Raw genomic sequence first — 4,935 nt, 5'->3', positions numbered from 1 at the left:
GGGCTGTAATGTTAACAAGACTCATGATGGTGTCATGCGCACTTTATTGGCTGTTTGGCATGCACTTTTTTATGCATAACCCTGGTGGGGCCGGACTCTATCTACCTTTTAATGCTTGGGGTTGGATCTTCGCCTCACTGGTTATTGGATTGGGATTGTGGCATGTGACCTTGTGCCAGCATCTGATAGTTTCTCCCTTGCAAGCGGGTTTATTAATAGGGGCGAGTTTGCTGCTGCTCCCGATGCTCTATCCTGGTTTTGCATTCAAGGATTATGCCATTCCCAGATTGCTTGGTCTTTTTGCTGGTCTGCTGTTTTTGTTTGGACTCTATCAATGGCGCTTTGATAAGGCGCAGCGTGATCGCTTGCTCTATCTCATCTTTATTGCAATTGCGATGGAGGCGGTATTGGGTCTGGTGCAATTCTATCTGTTGACACCAGGTAACTGGATTGGCTATGACACCAAAGCCAATCGCCCTTACGGGATCTTTCAACAGCCAAATGTGATGGCGACCTTTATGGCCACCGGGATTGCGTTGGCTATTTGGCTGGAGTTACGCAGCAATGAGCATGTCTGGTTGCGTGGGGTTAGCTATTGGGTGATTTGGGCCGCCAGTCTATTGTTGATTGTTCTGCAGTCTCGGGTGGGGCAGCTTGGGGGATTGCTGGCGTTTATCCTGCTTGGACCCCAGTTGCATCGTCAAGGTTTATTGGTGCGAATGCTTTGCCTAGTTTTGCTGGGAGCCTTGGTTGGATTAGCTTCTCAGTATTGGGTATCAGGTGTCAGTCGAGGGATGAACGAATATCTCTCTGGTGGTGCTCGGTCAGATATCTGGCCTTTTACATTGTATTTACTCTTTCAAAACTTGTTATTGGGAGTAGGGTATGGTGGATTTGAATCCACATTCTTCCACGCATACACAGAGGTTCGGCAGGTAGATCCAAATATTGGGATGGTAATTTACAATCTAGACCACCCCCACAACGAGTTTCTCTATTGGGCTGTTGAGGGCGGTATTGCCCCCATGGTCGGCATGGTGATCATGGGGGGCGCATTATTATGGCGTCTGGCAAGTGTGCGTTGGGTAAATGCCATGGGACTGCTTGCTCTGGTTACACCGATCTTGCTTCATACCCAGACGGAATACCCGCTCTACCATGCGATCGTGTTATGGTGGCTGTTGCTGACGCTGATTTATATCATCGATACCGAAATTGAAGAGACCAACCTGGCGAGTCAGGGTTTCTCATCATGGTGGGATATGGAGTGCCGCCCATGGTTGTTACTGCGATTTATGGCGATCGCTATCCCGCTGCTGGTCGTTCCCTTTATGCTCACAGCAATTCACACCGCATGGGTAGTCACCAAATATGAACGGGGTGGGTATAAAGAGCCTGCTTTGCTACTTGATATCGTCAATCCCATGGCTTGGTTGACCCGAGTGGAATTTGATGTGAACTCGGTTCGTCTGATGGTGGGCTTGCAGACAAATAACAAGACCGAACTGGAAGCTTATCTGGAGTGGGGGCAGTCATTCGTACGCCATACACCCCGTGCCAACATATACGCCAATATGGTGATCGCGCTTAATGCATTGGGTCGTACAGAGGAAGCCAATACGATGCGAGCGGAAGCGCTCAAGCTCTATCCAACCGAGCCCCTTTTAACTGGATCCGCTTCACAGGCAGTGATTACCGGTGTTGACCAATCAGGCAAGAATATAACCAAAAATAAATAGTGCTATTTGGCTACATAGAAAGCCAGCCCTTAAAAACGGCTGGCTTTTTTATTGTTTACCTTCTGGACGACCAGTATCCGAACAGTCTGTTTTCGGACGCATACGTCTGTCATACGGGCTACGAAAAGCATATTTGAAATGTCATGATTCGCTCTCAACCAATTGATTGATATGTGATTTTATTGGTGGTGTCGAATGGGTTGATAGTCAATTGGGAGTACCCCCCTCATCATCAGGTGAAGGGACAGGTTCTAGACGTGTTCATTGCTAAACAGATAGGCGTAGTCTTGTCACATGATGTTGAACGTACGGTAGAAATGTGCGCTCAGGCTTATAAAGCAGGTTACCGAGTTAGTTTTGTTGGATGCTGAACTGGAAATTAATGAGTCTTGAAATACTGATGTTTCTTGAACACAAGATGGTAATCACCACACTACCCAGAAGATCTGCATTCCAGCCAGTTTGTTATTGATAGTGGCAAGCATTCGATCTTGATGGTGAAATTTAAGAAAAAAAGAACGTTAATATAGAAAAACTGTATGTTCTCGCGAATTGTCCATGCTATTCTGAAACGGTATCCCTGTAACCGACTTTTTTGTGAGGAAATAATGAACGAGTTTCTGAAAGTTCTGCTGAACATTCGCAGTCTGCGTGCGGCTATTCGTGAGCTGCCGTTTGAGCAACTGCTGGAAGCTAAAGAGAAGTTTGACCTGGTTTATCAAGAGCGCGCCGATTCTGTTGAACAGGAGCGTGCTGAACAGGAAGAGCGTCAGCGCAAGCTGAATGAATTCACCGAAATGCTGCAGCAGGCTGGTATTGATCCTCGCGAGCTGCTGGCGACTGCCGCTGCTCCGGCTGCTGCGACTGGCGCTGCCAAGAGCAAGCGTGCTCCGCGTCCGGCTAAATACAAGTACGAAGAAGATGGCCAGGAAAAAACCTGGACCGGTCAAGGCCGTATGCCGAAAGCCATTGCTGCTCAAGTAGCACTGGGTAAAGACCTGAACGATTTCCTGATCTAATTCGTCAGGTTCAGAGATTGAATAATGCCGCCCTTGGGCGGCATTATTTTTGCCGTTTTACTCGTGGTTATCCCATCCGCCACTTCACCCTACTGTTATCTACATCCTCGCTTGTATCCTTTTTACCGTCGTTTTACTTCACTGTTACTTTGCTCAATATCACTCGTTGTTTGCGATTAATTTTGTCGTGCAGGATTAACTGCGTGATATTGCTATTTGTATGCATCGTGCAGATATCCGCTTCGGATATGTCGCTCATGATTCACGGGGCACGGCTTGGCAAGATCCGAGCTCTCTGCTGATGGAATATCCGGTAACCGTTATCTCCGCAGGGCGCGTGAGTTGCAGAGATAGCCGCAAGGTATGGCCGGGATATTTTGGGTCGCTGATGCATGTAATTGGCTGCGCTGCCATGACTGCCCCTGATGATGAGCAATAGAGTTCGGTTGCCGTATGGGCGAGGGGGTTCTGTGCGGTCTATGGTGATGGCATTCCCCACTCTGCCTGCAGAGTGGGGAATATTGGGGGGAGGCGTTATCAGGGCGCCACGCTATCGCTGCCACCCAGGGCGCGATAGATTTTGGCAGTGGTGGTGAGCTGCTCTTTTTGTTGGGCCAGCAGGCTTTGCTGGGCATCCCACAGCCGGTTCTGCTCATCGAGCCAGGCTTGCACGCCGGTCGCACCCGCCTGGAAGCGAGCCTTGGCCAGTCGTTCGGCCTCCTGGACATAACTCAGCTGTTCCTGCAGATAATCGAGTCGCTGCTGGCCATAGTGGCGTGCGGCCAGATTGTCTTCCACCTCCACCAGTGCGGTGTAGAGCTGTTTGCGAAACTCGGTTTCAGCAATCTGGTAATCCAGCTCTGAGCTTTCGATGGCGAGCTGGGTGCGGTTGTATTCAAGGAAGGGGAGGGCAAGGCTGGCTCCCAGCGTACCGACCGGATTTTGCAGCACCTGCGCCAATCTATCGGATGCGGTGCTGGCACTGCCGGTCAGGGTCAGGCTGGGGTAGAAGCTGGTGCGGATCTCGTCCCCCTTTGCCAGCGTCTTGCGCAGCCGCAATTCGGCCGCTTTGACGTCGGGGCGGCGTGCCAGCACATCGGCCGGAATACCCACCGCAAGTTCAGGAATGGTCTGCTTTGCAAGGGAAGCGGGTGCATACTCCAGCGGCCCGCTGCTGCGGCCCAGCAACAGACGCAGGGCATTGCGAGCTTGCTCCTGCTGCGCCTTGAGGGAGGCCAGCTCGGCCTGTTTTCCGGCCAACTGTTGGCGTGCCTGCGCCAGATCGAGTCGGGTGATGGCGCCAGCCTGGTATTTGGTCTGGGTCAGCTGCTCAGTTCGGGACAGGTTGGCCAACTGCTGTTCTCCGAGCGTGATGGCAGAGCCGAGATAGCCGAGCTGCCAATACTGCTCCAGGGTATTGCCGATCAGTAGCAGTCGGGTGCTGGCGAGATCCTGCTCGCTTGCCGCCGCTTCCCAGCTTGCCTGATCTCGCACCGAGGCAAGCTTGCCCCACAAATCCACTTCGTAACTGAGGCTCAGCGAGGGGCCCAGACTGTTTGTGTCTTTGCCGGTTTTCAGATCCTTGTTGCCACTGGCTGCGATAGTGCCATTGACCGAGGGGGTGAGGTTGGTATCGGCCTGCTCGGCGCCCAGTCTGGCGCTTTTGAGCTTGAGGGCCGCCACATGCATGTCCGGGTTGGCGGCCAGTACCGCTTCGACCAATTTGTCGAGCCGGGGATCATGAAATTCCCGCCACCAGAGGCCAGCCTGCATAGCCAGTTGGGCGCCCTCTGCCTGTTGCCATGCAGGGGCGATCGCCAGCTCGGGTCTTTGATAGGTGCTGTGCTGACTACAGCCGCTGAGGGCCATGCAGAGAGCCAGCCAGGAGAGTTTGTGCATTGTTATTCCCTCGCCAGTGCGACAACAGGGTCGAGCCGCGCCGCATTGCGTGCCGGCAGGTAACCAAACAGGATCCCGATGAGTGACGAGCAACCAAAGGCCATCAGGATGGAGAAGAGCGAGAACTGCATCTTGATGGAGTCCACCAGCAGTGAAAAGAGCGCGCCAATGCCCAGCGAGAGGCCGACGCCGAAGATCCCCCCCAGTAGGCTGACCATTACAGCTTCAATCAGAAATTGCTGCAGGATATCCGACTGGCGGGCGCCCACGGCCATACG

At 52.5% G+C, this 4,935-nt stretch carries 4 protein-coding genes; 2 read left to right on the top strand and 2 right to left on the bottom strand.

Annotated features, from left to right (window positions below):
* Nucleotides 1-8: 8 nt before the first annotated feature.
* Together AACR14_RS16005 and AACR14_RS16000 are read left to right on the top strand one after the other, a co-directional pair.
* A complete protein-coding gene (locus AACR14_RS16005) occupies nt 9-1,739 on the top strand; it encodes a PglL family O-oligosaccharyltransferase (protein ID WP_156808843.1) in 1,731 nt (576 codons plus the stop codon).
* A 608-nt stretch (nt 1,740-2,347) separates the two neighbouring features.
* Nucleotides 2,348-2,758, top strand: a complete 411-nt coding sequence (locus AACR14_RS16000; protein WP_005344269.1) for an H-NS family histone-like protein — start codon at nt 2,348-2,350, stop codon at nt 2,756-2,758.
* Nucleotides 2,759-3,295: 537 nt separating this feature from the next.
* Here AACR14_RS16000 and AACR14_RS15995 read toward each other — a convergent pair.
* Both AACR14_RS15995 and AACR14_RS15990 read right to left on the bottom strand, forming a co-directional pair.
* On the bottom strand, nt 3,296-4,657 hold the full coding sequence (locus AACR14_RS15995) for an efflux transporter outer membrane subunit (protein WP_019446905.1): 1,362 nt from the start codon (nt 4,655-4,657) through the stop codon (nt 3,296-3,298).
* Nucleotides 4,658-4,659: 2 nt separating this feature from the next.
* Nucleotides 4,660-4,935 (bottom strand): FtsX-like permease family protein (locus AACR14_RS15990; protein WP_019446904.1); only part of this gene is annotated, 276 nt, incomplete at its 5' end.

It is taken from the genome of Aeromonas sp. 159 (genome assembly GCF_963862045.1).
Taxonomy (GTDB): domain Bacteria; phylum Pseudomonadota; class Gammaproteobacteria; order Enterobacterales; family Aeromonadaceae; genus Aeromonas; species Aeromonas veronii.
Note: the sequence above shows the minus strand (reverse complement) of the source record. Positions and strands in the feature narration are given on the sequence as shown.

Bases quoted from the DNA above. Each gene is read 5' to 3' on its own strand.
- AACR14_RS16005 (WP_156808843.1), top strand. From the start codon at position 9: ATGTTAACAAGACTCATGATGGTGTCATGCGCACTTTATTGGCTGTTT.
- AACR14_RS16000 (WP_005344269.1), top strand. From the start codon at position 2,348: ATGAACGAGTTTCTGAAAGTTCTGCTGAACATTCGCAGTCTGCGTGCG.
- AACR14_RS15995 (WP_019446905.1), bottom strand. From the start codon at position 4,657: ATGCACAAACTCTCCTGGCTGGCTCTCTGCATGGCCCTCAGCGGCTGT.